The organism is Streptomyces sp. NPDC059900, from assembly GCF_050270335.1.
Lineage (GTDB): Bacteria > Actinomycetota > Actinomycetes > Streptomycetales > Streptomycetaceae > Streptomyces.
Window position 1 is genome coordinate 1 of record NZ_JBNNJZ010000275.1, and the last position, 10,808, is coordinate 10,808.

Annotated in this window: 13 protein-coding genes and 1 pseudogene; 5 read left to right on the forward strand and 9 right to left on the reverse strand. The window is 68.6% G+C overall.

Annotation, left to right across the window (positions count from 1 at the left end):
- Positions 1-283: 283 nt before the first annotated feature.
- Together ACQKIP_RS28545 and ACQKIP_RS28550 are read right to left on the reverse strand one after the other, a co-directional pair.
- On the reverse strand, positions 284-670 hold the full coding sequence (locus tag ACQKIP_RS28545; protein WP_365856942.1) for a hypothetical protein: 387 nt from the start codon (positions 668-670) through the stop codon (positions 284-286).
- Positions 671-684: 14 nt separating this feature from the next.
- Positions 685-867 (reverse strand): hypothetical protein, encoded by a 183-nt coding sequence (locus ACQKIP_RS28550; RefSeq protein WP_365856944.1) that lies wholly within the window; start codon positions 865-867, stop codon positions 685-687.
- Positions 868-1,779: 912 nt separating this feature from the next.
- Between ACQKIP_RS28550 and ACQKIP_RS28555 the strand changes: the two genes are divergently transcribed.
- Positions 1,780-2,112, forward strand: coding sequence for a WhiB family transcriptional regulator (locus ACQKIP_RS28555; protein ID WP_365856946.1), 333 nt, complete (start codon positions 1,780-1,782; stop codon positions 2,110-2,112).
- A gap of 112 nt (positions 2,113-2,224) precedes the next feature.
- On the opposite strand, the gene ACQKIP_RS28560 is transcribed toward ACQKIP_RS28555, so the two are convergent.
- From ACQKIP_RS28560 to ACQKIP_RS28580, 5 genes are all read right to left on the reverse strand, one after another.
- On the reverse strand, positions 2,225-3,457 hold the full coding sequence (locus tag ACQKIP_RS28560) for a glutaminase (RefSeq protein ID WP_365856948.1): 1,233 nt from the start codon (positions 3,455-3,457) through the stop codon (positions 2,225-2,227).
- Positions 3,458-3,598: 141 nt separating this feature from the next.
- Complete coding sequence (locus tag ACQKIP_RS28565; RefSeq protein ID WP_365856950.1) at positions 3,599-3,838, reverse strand: hypothetical protein; 240 nt, start codon at positions 3,836-3,838, stop codon at positions 3,599-3,601.
- A 24-nt stretch (positions 3,839-3,862) separates the two neighbouring features.
- Positions 3,863-4,825 carry a pirin family protein gene (locus ACQKIP_RS28570; RefSeq protein WP_427744507.1) on the reverse strand — a complete coding sequence of 321 codons (963 nt, stop codon included), beginning with the start codon at positions 4,823-4,825 and terminating at the stop codon, positions 3,863-3,865.
- A gap of 294 nt (positions 4,826-5,119) precedes the next feature.
- Positions 5,120-5,425, reverse strand: a complete 306-nt coding sequence (locus tag ACQKIP_RS28575) for a GNAT family N-acetyltransferase (protein ID WP_365856954.1) — start codon at positions 5,423-5,425, stop codon at positions 5,120-5,122.
- A 313-nt stretch (positions 5,426-5,738) separates the two neighbouring features.
- Positions 5,739-6,206, reverse strand: coding sequence for a MarR family winged helix-turn-helix transcriptional regulator (locus tag ACQKIP_RS28580; protein ID WP_365856956.1), 468 nt, complete (start codon positions 6,204-6,206; stop codon positions 5,739-5,741).
- Positions 6,207-6,764: 558 nt separating this feature from the next.
- On the opposite strand from ACQKIP_RS28580, the gene ACQKIP_RS28585 reads away from it, so the two are divergent.
- The 4 genes from ACQKIP_RS28585 (at position 6,765) to ACQKIP_RS28600 (ending at position 9,211) form a co-directional block, all read left to right on the forward strand.
- A complete protein-coding gene (locus ACQKIP_RS28585; protein WP_365856958.1) occupies positions 6,765-7,421 on the forward strand; it encodes a hydrolase in 657 nt (218 codons plus the stop codon).
- 215 nt (positions 7,422-7,636) lie between these two features.
- Positions 7,637-7,945, forward strand: coding sequence for a GNAT family N-acetyltransferase (locus ACQKIP_RS28590; protein ID WP_365856960.1), 309 nt, complete (start codon positions 7,637-7,639; stop codon positions 7,943-7,945).
- A gap of 38 nt (positions 7,946-7,983) precedes the next feature.
- On the forward strand, positions 7,984-8,217 hold the full coding sequence (locus tag ACQKIP_RS28595) for a (4Fe-4S)-binding protein (protein ID WP_365856962.1): 234 nt from the start codon (positions 7,984-7,986) through the stop codon (positions 8,215-8,217).
- A gap of 154 nt (positions 8,218-8,371) precedes the next feature.
- On the forward strand, positions 8,372-9,211 hold the full coding sequence (locus ACQKIP_RS28600; protein WP_365856964.1) for an alpha/beta fold hydrolase: 840 nt from the start codon (positions 8,372-8,374) through the stop codon (positions 9,209-9,211).
- An 85-nt stretch (positions 9,212-9,296) separates the two neighbouring features.
- Here ACQKIP_RS28600 and ACQKIP_RS28605 read toward each other — a convergent pair whose 3' ends face one another.
- Positions 9,297-9,590: a DUF1330 domain-containing protein gene (locus tag ACQKIP_RS28605; RefSeq protein ID WP_427744511.1), complete on the reverse strand. Its 294-nt coding sequence runs from the start codon at positions 9,588-9,590 to the stop codon at positions 9,297-9,299.
- 393 nt (positions 9,591-9,983) lie between these two features.
- Positions 9,984-10,787 (reverse strand): annotated as a pseudogene (locus ACQKIP_RS28610) (MFS transporter); the annotation flags it as partial.
- Positions 10,788-10,808 lie beyond the last annotated feature (21 nt).

The following is a 10,808-nucleotide window of genomic DNA, read 5'->3' on the forward strand; positions in this document are numbered from 1 at the left end:
GGGCGGCGCACGTCAACGGGCGGTCAATCGCCGTCATTTGTCGAACCATTGGCGGCCGATGGCTGGGCACTTGTGCCGAGTTGCGGAAGCTGGCGAACCGGGGCGGGCGCCGGCTGGCCGTTCCGGGACGCCACAGCAAGACGGTAAAGGCCGTGGGCGTTCTCTTCCGATCAGGAAAGCGTCCGCAGCCGGACGCCTCTGCTCGATTGCTCAATCCAGGGGCCACATGGGCAGCTCACCGTCACCGGCCAACCGACACGTCTGCGCACCTCGTCCGGAACAGCTAGCCGATCATGTGGTCATTGTCGAAGTACTGGTCACCCCGGCAACCGGAGCAGGTGTCCATCCATTCGCCAGTGCGGGTATTCCACGAGCACGGCCTGGCGTTGCACCCCTCGCAGGTCGGAGACAGGGGGCGGGCATAAGCCTTTCGCAGCCGTTCGTGGTAGCGGCGGATTTCGAGGACCTGCTGGAAGAGTGCCAGGCCATGGACCGTGGGAATGGCGATCAGTACGGCCGCAAAGGCCAGGGCCCAGTTGCCTCCGATGCTCCGCGGGGGCGCGGACAAATCCCTGTAGGCATGGATCCCGAACGGCGTGAACCACACCTGGAGCGCAGCCCAGGCCAGCCACTGGGTAGTTCGCACCGGTTTGGGCGGATTGCCCCGCATGACCACCTCACCTCCTAGGCGTGCGTGATCTGGTGCAGCTTGATCGAAGGGAGCTCAGTGCCGTTGCGGAAGCGGACTGTGACAAGCCCGTGGAAGGCCGACACGGAGGTCACCGTTCCGTGGGTGCCTTTCGTGACTCCCCGGCCCAGGTCGACCAGGGCGGTGACCCGGTCACCGACGGCGAAATTGCTACCCATGTCTGCCTGCCTGCCTCATAGGGAACGGGAGAGGGGAAGGGGCCGCGGGAAAATCCGACGGTGTCCCGAAGACCGCGGGGGTTGGACGCGTCCCCGCCGCACCGCCCGTACAGGAAGCCTTTCTGGCAGTTTGGCACGCACGACCGGGGCCTGTGAGTGCATTGGGACAGTTCGCGGGAGACGTTGTGGAGGGTTCGGTTTGATCCCGGTTGAAGCGTGTGCTGGGTGCGGCTGTTGAAGGGGCGAGACGGCCGTGCGGTTGGAGCAGCTCGCGGGGGAGCCCGTAGTGCCTGCTCGCTGCTGACGCAGGGTGCCGCCCGGTCACCGTCCCTGCCGGAAGCGTTGTTGGACGCAGGCGCAGCGCCGGCCCGGCCGGCCGTGGCACAGGGGGCGGGTCCTGCGGCAGAGTGTCATCGTTGACAGCGGTCTCAGGAGGTGTCGTATGCCCCGACTGGTGGCGTCTCGCGAGCTGAAAGTGGTGGTGGACCACCGGCTGTTCGGCCTTGTCGACGAGGAGGGGCAGGACGGTGAACGGATCGCGCGACGTCCCGGTCGTGCCCTCGCGGACTCTTGAGCAGGGCGCTTTCCGGGTGGCAAGGCTGCGGAATTGGACCCGTTTGGCCGTCACACCCCGGAGGGCGGCATCCGGGGCCCTGCGGTGCAGGCCGGAGCCGGTGTCGCCTGGTCCGAGGGGAGATGGAGAGCGGCGCGGCCCGCGTCCCGGCGACGGCGGCGCCCCGAAACCAACCTTCTTCGTGCGGTCTGGTGATACCGCCTGGTACGTCAAGAGGCCGGTCACTCGGAGGGGTTGTTGCCGGATCGCGGTCTCCCGCCTCACGTGCGGGCGGCATACCTTTTCGGCATTGCTTCCCGCCGGGGTTGGCGCGGCGGGGTGGATCGGGGAGAGGACGGATGGAGTTGGGCTCGGCAATTGAGGGATCCTGGACGGCGCGGGCGGTGTGCCGGACCGCGGATCCGGATGATCTTTTTGTGGAGGGCGCGGCGCAGCACCGGGCGAAGGCCATCTGTTCGGGCTGTCCGGTGCGCACCGAATGCCTTGTTTTCGCGCTCGATTCCCGCATGGAGCACGGTGTGTGGGGCGGGATGACGGATCGGGAGCGGCGTGCGCTCCTGCGTCGGCGTCCCACGGTGACGTCCTGGCGGCATCTGCTGGAGGCGGCGCGTGCGGAGCACGAGAGGCAAGGATCGGCCGGAGGCGACACGCGCCGACAGGCGGCCGGCTGACCTGGATTGCCCCGCCGCCAGCGCCTGACGGTGATCCTGGCGCACTTCGTCTGGCGGTATTCCTGGCGTACTTCCCTGTTCCGCGCCGCCGACAGGAGATCTCGGGGGCCGGTTACAAGACGTCCGGGTAGCTGCCGTCACCCAGGTCAGGGTTCGGCAGCACGCCCGCGGGGTCGCGGACGGCGACACTGCGGCCGTCCAGCCGCAGGCGGCGCAGTCCTTCGAGCGACATGCGGCGGCCGAGATCGGAGAAGGAATGCACCTTGGTGACGTCGAGTACGACGTCGGCTGTGCCGTCCGAGTCGGCCATCAGGTCCAAAAGCTCCGAAGCGGCGGTGAGCTGGACGTTGCCCCGCAGGGTGTAGGTGACCGTTCCTCGTGATTCGTTCATGTCGACGGCATCGAGCCGGCCTCGGTCGGAGGAGAACAGGTGCATTCCCATGTCCCGGGAGAGCCGCTCGAAGACGAGGCGCCCGCGCTGGCTGTTGCCGTGGGAGTCCAGGCGCGGGGAGAACGTTCCGATGCCCACGAGGTCGGGCAGGACACCGACAATGCCCCCGGAGACGCCGCTCTTGGCGGGGATGCCCACGCTGGTGAGCCAGTCGCCCGCCGCGTCGTACATCCCGGCCGCAGCCATCACGGCCATGACGTGCTGGGCGATGGCGGGGTCCATCACCCGTTCGCCGGTGATGGGCTGGATACCTCCGGTGGCGAGCGTCGCCGCCATCACTGAGAGGTCCCGGACGCTGACCAGGATCGAGCACTGGCGCGTATAGCCCTCGACGACGGAAGGCACGTCCCCGTCGAGGATTCCGTAGGTGCGCAGCATGTGGGCGATGGCAAGGTTGCGGTGTGCAGAGGCGAGTTCTGAGGCGCAGACACGTTCGTCGATCCGCAGGTCCCGGCCTGCGAGGCGGGAGAAGAACGCCACGGCACGGTTGACGCGATCGTCCGGGCCTGCCTCCGCGCCGACCAGGAGCGAATGTGTGGTGATGGCCCCGGCGTTGATCATGGGATTCATCGGCCGGTGGGTGCCCCCTTCGAGGGACAGCTCGTTGAAGGCCTCACCGGATGGCTCGACCCCGACGGCATCCAGGACGCGGTCGAGGCCACGATCGATGATGGCGGCCGCGTAGGCGAACGGCTTGGAGATCGACTGGATCGAGAACTCGGTGTCGGCGTCGCCAGCGGCGTAGGTGCGACCGAGTGTCGTGGTCAGCGCCATGCCGAAGCGCTCCGGATCAGCTTCGGAGAGCTCGGGAATGTAGTCGGCGTTCGCACCGCTGGTGTCGTCACGCAGGTTGTCGAGCACTTCGTCCAGATAGTCGGGCACGGGGGTCTTCATGAGGCAGATCCTTCTGTCGCAAGGGGGAGAGGCGTCGCGGCCGGTGGCTGGGGTGCGTGCTCGTGCGGCTTGGCGCAGAGCTTGGACATGCTCCGGGCACACCGGGTCGGTCGCCTCGTCCAAGTCGCGGTGGGCGGAGAGCTACTTCTTGACGTCGGGGCAGGCCACGATGCGACGTCTCGCCTGCACGCTGGTGTTCAGAGCGTTGCGAGCAAGGATGCCGGGGAGGCCGCGCCCTTCGAACTCATCGAAGACCACGGTGCAGTAGCAGACGTGCTGCCGCGCCGAGAGCGCTGCGAGGTCCTCGTACTTGGAGAACCCGGCCTGGCCCGCGCCCCGCTGACGATGGGAACATCGGCGCAGCGGACGTTCAGACCCCACGGCCGAGCGCCCCGATGTGCTCGGTCAGCGAGTACGGCCGCGGGGCTTGAGCGGGGTCACCGGCAGGGTGGGTGCGGGCAACGGCGAGCCGTCGTAGCCGTGGACCGTCCCGAAACGGTCACCTGACATCCAGGCCGCCCGCCCCTCGGTAATCTCCTCCTGCGTTCGTCCGATCAGGTTCCACCACATCATGATCTTCTCTTCGAACGGTTCACCTCCGATCAGCAGCAGCCCGGCGTCACTGAGGGCGCGCAGCGGCAGCTCGGAACGTCCGGCGCCCAGATAGAGCATGGAGCCGGGTGCAGGACGCACTCCATCGACTTCGGTGGCCCCGGACATCGTCAGCACGGCGTATTCGAAGTCCGGCTCCACCGGCAGCCGTACGTCGGCGCCTTCGGTGAGCGTGAGGTCCGCGCCGACCAGCGGCGTATATGTGCTGCCCGGCGAGACGGCGCCGTCCAGTGTGCCCATGATGACGGTGGCCGTCAGCCTGGGGGCGGTGACGATCGGCAGGTCGGTGTGGTGCTCGAAGGCGGGCACGGTGTGCCGGTGGGCGTCGGGCAGCGCGACCCACAGTTGAGCGCCATGGAGCAGCCGGGGGTGTGGCGCGGTGCTCTGCTCGGCGTGCGCGATGCCCCGTCCCGACGTCATCAGACCGAGCTGGCGGGGGTGCAGGACCTGCACGCTGCCGACGCTGTCGCGGTGCAGGATCTCGCCCTCGTGCAGCCAACTCACTGTCTGCAGACCCATGTGCGGGTGGGGCGGCATTTGCATGCCGGGCTCTTCGGCTATGTCGTCGGGGCCGTAGTGGTCGACGAAGCACCAGGCGCCCACCATCCGTCGTCCCAGATTCGGCAGCAGCCTGCGCACGACCGTAGGGCCCAGGCTCGCCTCACGCGGGTCCAGCAGCTCCCTGACGGGCGCTGCGGACACATCAGCCCGGCCTCCGCACTCACGGAGGCCGGGCTGGAGGTCGAGGTCACTCATGGCGACTGCGTCCCTTCTGTCGAAGTGGGGCTCCGTGGCAAGGAGTTGTGCCGTCGCGGGCGCCCTGGTGCGGGCACGACGGGCGCTTCGCCCCGGACCGCCCGCGTGACGGGTGTCCGGCCGGCGATCTCCAGCAGCCGCGCACGCCGATCGTCGTCGAGGTCGCCCGGCAACTCGATGCGCCGGGTGAGGCGTGCCGCCCGGTCCGGCCCCTTCTCGTATGCCAGGTGGACCCGGACGCGGGTTGGACCTCATCAGGCCTCTGGGGTTGACCCGTGTCCGGCGCGGCCCCGCTCACAGCCGGAAACGTGCTCGTTGCCCCTGCGGCACCAAGTCGGCGTAGTCGGAGTGCTTGCTGATCCAGCCACGAATGAAGGGGCAGAAGGGAAGCACCCCGAGCCCTTGCTCCCTGGCCGAACCGAGAGCCGCGCGGGCGAGTACGCCGCCGAGGCCCCGGCCTTCGAATCGCGGATCAATCTCCGTATGAATGAAGGCGATCTCGTCCTGGTAGCGGTGGTATTCGGTAAAGCCGGCGAGCTCGTCGCCGTCGAAGACCTCGTAACGCGATCGGCCGGGGTTGTCGGCCACACGGGATTCCATCGCAACTCCTGGGGATGGTCACTGAGCCGTCGTTCCTCCGCGGGAGGAGGCTTCAGCGGCAAGACAACCATCGGCGTAGTTGATACGTCAACTGAAGCTGGCGGGGGTAGGTGCGAGGGGGCTGATCTGCCCGCTCGGCGGCGGAAGTTGATGCGGCGCGCACGGCCTCGGCGGCGCCGGTCGGCGACCGGTTGGCCCCTCGGTCGCGACCGTTGACGAGTCGGCGACCTCGCCCTCGGTGGCCGTTGATGCATCAACTAAGATTGCGCTGTTCCCCTGCGGATGCGGGGCAGTGCGAGAGGGCTCGGACCGGTCAGTCGGGCTGCTTCTTCATGTGCTCGAGGACGCGGTTCGAGATCCGGGCGAGCGTGTCGAGCTCTTCCTGGGTGAGGGCATCGATGAACAGTCGGCGGACGTGTGCGACGTGCGTGGGCGCGGCCTCTTCAATCGCCTTGTAGCCGTCCGGAGTAGCGACGATGAACGCTCCGCGTCCGTCGTCGGGACACTCTTCCCTGTCCACCAGTCCGCGCTTCATCATCCGCCGGACCTGGTGGGACATGCGGCTCTTCTCCCACTCCACCATCTTCGCCAGGTCCAGGAAGCGCATCCGTCCGCCGCCCCGTTCGGTAAGACTCACCAGCACGATGTAGTCGGCGGCCGACATGTGCGAGTCGGCCTGGACCCGACGGGAGAGTCGCCCGATGAGCGTCTCCTGCATGCGGATGAAGCTGTCCCAGGCGGCCTTCTGCTCCGAGGTCAGCCAGCGAGGCGTTGCGTTCATTGATGGAGTGTAGCGAAAACGTTGACAGCTCATCTATCCCGTTGACGTGGCCGATTCCGCGTGATGCCCGGAATGTCCGGGGGTGCTTGGGGGGTTGGGGTGTCGGCATCGCCGACGCCTCATTGCCTGCAAGCCTCGGCTGGCATGCCGGCGTCGGCCGGGTCGCTCGCGGCCTGCGCCGCATTGGGTGGTCGGGTTGGCTCCGCCGTGGGCTCCGCGTAAGTCGCCACGCGGCGGCGCCAGTTGAGTCCGGCTGGCCATTGGCGGGCCGGCCCCGGCATCTAGTTGACGCGTCAACCTGGTGTCTCTAATGTAGATGACACGTCATCCAGTCGGGTTGAGGCGGGCAGCCCTTGCCGGTACTGCGGACCGCCGCCGATGCGGAGGCCGCGCCAGGTAGTGAGGCTGCCTCAACCGCTTGAGCGTGTTGTTCGGCCGACCCTGCCCCCGCGGCGCCGACGAGGACACGGGCGGCTGTATCGCCTGCATCAAGAGCGACGAAGTCCCGTTCGACCCCGCAGACATCTCGCAGACATGAAGCACCCGGAGAGGGACCCCATGAGCAATGAAGCGAAGTCCGGACTGCAGGCCCTGCTGACGCCCGAGGAGAGCGTCGTCGTCCTGATCGACCACCAGCCGTTCCAGTTCGCCAACCTGCACAGTCACGAACCCACGATGATCGTGAACAACGCTGTCGGCCTCGCCAAGGCCGCCAAGGTGTTCGACGTGCCGACCATCCTGACGACCGTTCTGGAGGAGCGCGGCGGCTACCTCATCAAGGGGTTGCAGGATGTGTTCCCGGAGCAGAAGCCGATCAACAGGACCTTCATCAACACCTGGGAGGACGAGCGCGTCGTCGATGCCGTCAAGGCGACCGGCCGCAAGAAGCTGATCATCGCCGGCCTCTGGACGGAGATATGCGTCGCGATGCCGGCGATACAGGCAGCAGGCGAGGGCTTCGAGGTCTTTGCCGTCACCGACGCCTCGGGCGGCGCCTCGAAGGAAGCCCATGACATGGCCGTGCGACGCATGGTCCAGGCGGGCGTCGTGCCGATCACCTGGATGGCCGTGCTGGGGGAGTGGCAGCGCGACTGGGCCCGCGAGAAGACCGTGCCGGGCGTCGCCGAGGTCCAGGCGCAGCACGGTGGTGCCAGCGGTGTGGCCTTCGCCTGGGAGATGCAGCTCCTGGCCACGCCTGCGGGCAGCGAGGCCTGACACCGCTGCCGCCCGGTATTCCGGGGCGGGGCGGGTTGCCGGACATCCTGACGGGCCCTTCTCCGGTTCGCCGGGGTTGTGACGACGGCGCCCCGCCCCGCCCCGTGCTGCCCCCGACAGTGCCGATCTGTTCGGCCGATGCCGGTCAAGCCGACGTATCAACCAAGCGGAGCCTATGTGCAACGAGGCCCGCGCCGAGGACATATGGAGGACACATGGCAGTGGAAGTGAGCGACGTTCCCGGAGCCCGGCGGTACGAGGCCCGGGTCGACGCAGAGTCCGAGGCCGCGGGCGTCGCGGAGTACATCCGCACGACGGAACTCGTCGCGTTCGTCCACACCGAGGTCGCGCCGGAGTACGAGGGCAGGGGAGTGGGGTCGGCGCTGGCCCGCACCGCCCTCGACGAGGCGCGCGCGGCGAACCTGCGGGTGCTCGCCACCTGCCCGTTCTTCGCGGGGTGGATCGCCCGGCACCCCGAGTACCAGGACCTGCTGTACCAGTCCCGCAGCACGGTCAGCGACTGAACAGCCGGGCACAAGCGAGAGAAACGACGGAGGCCGGTATGAGCGGCGGAACCGAGAAGAAGGCGTACGAGGGTCGGCTGATCACCGTGACCTTCGAAGCAAGGCGCTGCTTGCACGCCGCCGAATGCGTCAACGGCCTGCCGCAGGTCTTCGACACGGCCGGGCGTCCGTGGATCCGTCCCGACGGCGCCGAGGCCGGGCGCCTGGCCGAGGTGGTGCGGCGCTGTCCGTCGGGTGCGCTGCAGTACGAGCTCGTGCACAACGGGTCGTAGACGCCGGGCTCGGAACACCCGGGCCCCACGGTCGCAGCCGTCGAAGACGCGAAAGCGGATATGCGCTCACGCCGGCCCGAGAGTAAGCAAGGAACACAGGGGATCTGATCCTCCGTGCCTTGACGCCCGCAGCGACCCGGAAAGGGACGATTACATGGGGTACATCACCGTAGGGAAAGAAAACAGCACGCCGGTCGAGCTGTACTACGAGGACCAGGGCTCAGGCCAGCCCGTCGTCCTCATTCACGGATACCCACTGAACGGACACAGCTGGGAGCGCCAGACGCGAAGTCTCCTGGCCGCCGGATACCGCGTCATCACCTACGACCGCCGGGGCTTCGGCCAGTCGTCCAAGGTGAACTCCGGTTACGACTACGACACCTTCGCCGCAGACCTGAACACCGTCCTGGAGACGCTCGACCTGCGCGACGTCGTCCTGGTGGGCTTCTCGATGGGCACGGGCGAACTCGCCCGCTACGTCGCACGATTCGGACATGAACGAGTCGCCAAGCTCGCGTTCCTGGCCTCGCTCGAACCCTTCCTGGTCGCCCGCGACGACAACCCCGAGGGCGTGCCGCAGAAAGTCTTCGACGGAATCCAGGCAGCGGCGAAAGACGACCGGTACGCCTGGTACACGCAATTCTTCTCGGACTTCTACGATCTCGAGGAGAACCTTGGCCACCGGATCAGCCAGGAGGCCGTCACCGCGAGCTGGAACGTGGCGACGTCAAGTGCCCCCGTGGCGGCCTACGCGGTCGTTCCCGCCTGGATCGAAGACTTCCGCACCGACGCCGAAGCGGTCCGCGCCAGTGGCAAGCCGGTACTGATCCTGCACGGCACAGCCGACAAGATCCTGCCCATCGACGCCACCGCCCGCCGCTTTCGGCGGGACCTGCCCGAGGCCCAGTACGTGGAGATCGAGGGCGCCCCGCACGGGTTGCTCTGGACGCACGCAGACGAGGTGAATGCAGCCCTGAGCTCGTTCCTGGGCTAGCTCCGCGAGCAGACCACCGGCCAGTACTGGTCCCGCATCGGCGGTTGGCTACGACGGTGCGGTTCCTTGCCGGCACGGGCCCCGGTCAGTCGAGGCCTTCGACGATGCGGAAGTCGCGCTCGACGCCGTAGGAGAGGGCGGCCAGCGCCTCCTGGTAGGCCGCACTCTCGCGTGCCGCGACGGCCTGCTCGAAGCTGTCGAACTCGACCAGGACGGTGCGCTCGGCGATTCCGGCGTCGTAGGCCACGACCCGACCGCCACGGACGATGGTCCGGCCGCCCGCGGGCTCGACGGCCAGGCGGGCCAGTTTGTTGTAGGCAGCCAGTTTCCCGGGGTCTGCAATGGTGCGGTAGACGCTGACCCAGTAGGCCTTGGGCATGGAACCTCCAGTGTTCGGATTAGCGTGTCTGACGTACGGGTTGGTCTCGGTGGAGCGTCGGCGGGCGAGCGCGAGGCTTGTCAGCGTCGTGATCGCCATGGCGCCGGTGCCGACCAGCGCCGCGGCGGTGTAGGCGCTGTCGCCGGGGAAGAGGTGGCCGGGGGCGGTGCCCGCGGCGAGGATCAGGCCGCCGATGGCGCTGCCCAGGCAGTACCCGACGCTGCGGACGACGTAGTTGAGGCTCATGGCGCTGGACGTCTCGCTCGTGGGGGTGACGGCCAGGATGACGCCGGGCATCGCGGCCGCGAAGCCGCCGACGCCGAAGCCGAGCACGCCCATCGCCGCGAACAGTTCGGCCAGGTTCGACCGGGCCGCCGCGAACAGGGCGAACCCGCCCCCGACCACGACGGCGCTGCCGGCCAGGAGCAGAGGGTCGGCGATCCGCGTCCGGACCCGCGGCGTGAGCTTGCCGGCGACGAACCCAAGGACCGAGAACGGGATGAGGACAAGACCGGCGACGAAGGTCGTCAGGCCAAAGCCGTAGCCGGCGCCGTGCGGCGTCTGCGCGTACCGGGTGATGAGCGTGAGCAGGAGGTACATGCCGATCCCGCCGACGAACATGGCGAGGTTCGCCCCGGCGACTGCCGGGTGGCGCACCGCCCGCACATCGACCAGGGGCGCGGTGCTGCGCAGCTCGATAACGGCCCAGGCGCAGAGCAGCAGCACCGCGACGACGGCGAGGCCCGCCGCAACGGCGAGGTGGCGGCTCCACAGAGTGCGTTCGCCGGCCAGGAACAGCACCAGGAGCAGCGCAGCGGCCAGGACGAGCGCGCTTGCCACGTTCACCCGGGCGGAGCGGCCTTCGGGAGCTTGGGGTATGGAGCGCCACGCGGTCAGGAGGGCGGCGGCGGTGACGACCAGGCCGAGGCCGTAGGCGGCCCGTACCCCGCCGAGCTCGGCGAGCAGTGCGGCCAGCGGGTAGCCGACGCCGGCCCCGATGATCGAGACCACCGAGATCAGGGCGATCACGGCCGCGCTGCGCTCCTCGGGGAGGTGGTCCCGGGCCACGCCCATCATCAGCGCCGTCAGCCCGAGCCCGACGCCCTGGGCCGCCCGGCCGGCCAGCAGCCACGCGAACGGCAGCGGCAGCACGGTGAGCGCGCTGCCGGCCACGACGACCGCGAGCGTGGTGAGGATCGTGGCCCGCCGGTGCGGGCC

Coding starts and splice junctions, on each gene's coding strand:
- ACQKIP_RS28555 (WP_365856946.1), top strand. CDS start 1,780: ATGGAGTTGGGCTCGGCAATTGAGGGATCCTGGACGGCGCGGGCGGTG.
- ACQKIP_RS28560 (WP_365856948.1), bottom strand. CDS start 3,457: ATGAAGACCCCCGTGCCCGACTATCTGGACGAAGTGCTCGACAACCTG.
- ACQKIP_RS28575 (WP_365856954.1), bottom strand. CDS start 5,425: ATGGAATCCCGTGTGGCCGACAACCCCGGCCGATCGCGTTACGAGGTC.
- ACQKIP_RS28550 (WP_365856944.1), bottom strand. CDS start 867: ATGGGTAGCAATTTCGCCGTCGGTGACCGGGTCACCGCCCTGGTCGAC.
- ACQKIP_RS28605 (WP_427744511.1), bottom strand. CDS start 9,590: ATGCCCAAGGCCTACTGGGTCAGCGTCTACCGCACCATTGCAGACCCC.
- ACQKIP_RS28570 (WP_427744507.1), bottom strand. CDS start 4,825: ATGAGTGACCTCGACCTCCAGCCCGGCCTCCGTGAGTGCGGAGGCCGG.
- ACQKIP_RS28580 (WP_365856956.1), bottom strand. CDS start 6,206: ATGAACGCAACGCCTCGCTGGCTGACCTCGGAGCAGAAGGCCGCCTGG.
- ACQKIP_RS28600 (WP_365856964.1), top strand. CDS start 8,372: ATGGGGTACATCACCGTAGGGAAAGAAAACAGCACGCCGGTCGAGCTG.
- ACQKIP_RS28590 (WP_365856960.1), top strand. CDS start 7,637: ATGGCAGTGGAAGTGAGCGACGTTCCCGGAGCCCGGCGGTACGAGGCC.
- ACQKIP_RS28595 (WP_365856962.1), top strand. CDS start 7,984: ATGAGCGGCGGAACCGAGAAGAAGGCGTACGAGGGTCGGCTGATCACC.
- ACQKIP_RS28545 (WP_365856942.1), bottom strand. CDS start 670: ATGCGGGGCAATCCGCCCAAACCGGTGCGAACTACCCAGTGGCTGGCC.
- ACQKIP_RS28585 (WP_365856958.1), top strand. CDS start 6,765: ATGAGCAATGAAGCGAAGTCCGGACTGCAGGCCCTGCTGACGCCCGAG.